Source organism: Lichenibacterium minor (assembly GCF_004137685.1).
Lineage (GTDB): Bacteria > Pseudomonadota > Alphaproteobacteria > Rhizobiales > Beijerinckiaceae > Lichenihabitans > Lichenihabitans minor.
Map to the genome: position 1 here is coordinate 1 of NZ_QYBB01000132.1, position 1,876 is coordinate 1,876.

General features: G+C 65.8%; 2 protein-coding genes. Both read left to right on the forward strand.

From position 1 onward, the window contains the following. Nucleotides 1-180: hypothetical protein (locus D3273_RS28625; RefSeq protein ID WP_165359722.1), on the forward strand; the 180-nt coding region annotated here is incomplete at its 5' end. Between the two features lie 327 nt (nt 181-507). Continuing rightward, nucleotides 508-1,876, forward strand: a 1,369-nt coding sequence (locus D3273_RS27625; protein ID WP_129230239.1) for a HAMP domain-containing protein, incomplete at its 3' end; no start/stop codon positions are given.

Below are 1,876 nucleotides of genomic sequence, written 5' to 3' on the forward strand. Positions count from 1 at the left end.
GCGGCGGAAACGGGCCACCCCGTGGCCCGGCTGCAGCGGCGGGTGACGGAGGAGCTGAAGCCCGGCCGCGCGTCCGGCGCCCCGCGCCCGGCCCGCGCCGCCCGCCACACCGGCGGCTTCGCCCTCGACATGGCCGAGCCCGGCGACGCCGCCGACAAGGGCTTCCGTCGCGCGTCCTGAGCCTCGGGCCGGCGGGGCCATGGCGCCCCGCCACGACAGGGAGCGCCGCCCGATCCGGGCGGCGAGGCGGTTGTCTTTTGTTTGTATCGGCCAGCAAAGCCGCTCGATATTGAGCTTATGAGTAATATTTATCCGACAAACATACTGACGTGCCTGATTTCAGGTGTCCGACAAATTTCGTCCCGCAGCACAGACCGTTGAGACCGAAACGCACTTCGTGTCATGGAACCTCTTTTCTCGAAACGAGAAAAGAATATTTATTAAATATCAGTGAATAAACCCATCCATCATCGTAACATCGCGTCTTTTCGGCATTCGGAGACAGAAATGCGTTTCACCATCAAGACCAAACTCGGCCTCGCTTTCGGCAGCATCCTGATCCTGTCGGCTGCGGCCGGCGGCCTCGGCTATGTCCGCATATCCGAATTGGCGGACAACCAGGCGATGCTCGCCAAGCAGGGCTGGCGCCAGGGCAAGATAGGCGACTTCGAAAACGCCCTCTGGGCGACCGCGCTCACCGAAAAGAACATGATCATCGAGAGCGACGACGGCACGATCGCAGCTCTCGTCACGAAGCTTGCGAGCCAGAGGGCCGACGTGGCGAAGATCGGGGCGGAACTCAAGACAGACTTGAACCCGCTCGACGTCAAGCTGATGGCCGATGCCGACGATCAGCTCGTCCGCATGTACAAGCTGCAAGACGAGAGCACGAAGTTTTCGGTGCTCAATTCCAGCAATCGCTCCTATGCGCTCTGGAAGCACGACGCGGTCCCCATGCTGGCGAGTCTGACGACCATGCTGAACGGCGTCCTGGCAGAGCTCGAACGGCCGGATGCCACGACCCAGCAAACCCAGGCCGCCCTGCTGTTCATGGACGCTCGGGCGGATTGGCTGCGGCTGACCCGATTGGTCGCATCGTTCCCCGCCGTGCCGACCATCGCGGAGCTCGACGATTCGACTCGGAAGTTCCAGGAACTGGTCACGACCTTCCGCACCAGCCTGGCCAAGAGCGCCCAGGCGGTGAACGCCGGCGGCGTCAGGACGGACGACGTCGTCAAAGCCTACGAGAACGGGCTCGCCCTCATGTCGCGCGTCGCCGACCTCGCCCGCGAGGGCGGCAACATCAGGGCGCAGGACATTTCCTCGGGCGAGGGCGGCAAGGCCTTCGATCAGACCTACAAGGCTTACGACGCCATCTCGGACGCCATCGGCGCCAGGATGGCGGCGACGTCGAAGAACGCCGCGGCGAGCGCCGACCTCGCCAAGACGCTGCTGCTCGCCGCCGTGGCGGCCTCCCTGGCGCTCGGCCTCGCGGCGGCGACCTGGATCGCGCTCAGCATCAGCCGCGGCCTCGGCCGGGCGGTGGACCTCGCCAACGCGGTCGCGGTGGGCGACCTCGGCCAGACCATCACGACGACGAGCCACGACGAGATCGGCGACCTCGTCACCGCGCTGAACACCATGACGGTGAACCTCAAGGCGAATGCTTCCGTGGCCGATGCCATCGCGGCGGGCGACCTCACCGTCACGGCCAAGCCGCAGTCGGACCGCGACACGCTCGGCCTGGCGCTCGCCGCCATGGTGGCGAAGCTGCGCGCCATCGTGGGCGAAACCGTCGCGGCGGCGCGGAACGTGTCGTCGGGCAGCCAGGAGCTTTCGGCGTCGGCCGAGCAGCTGTCGCAGGGCTCGACCGAGC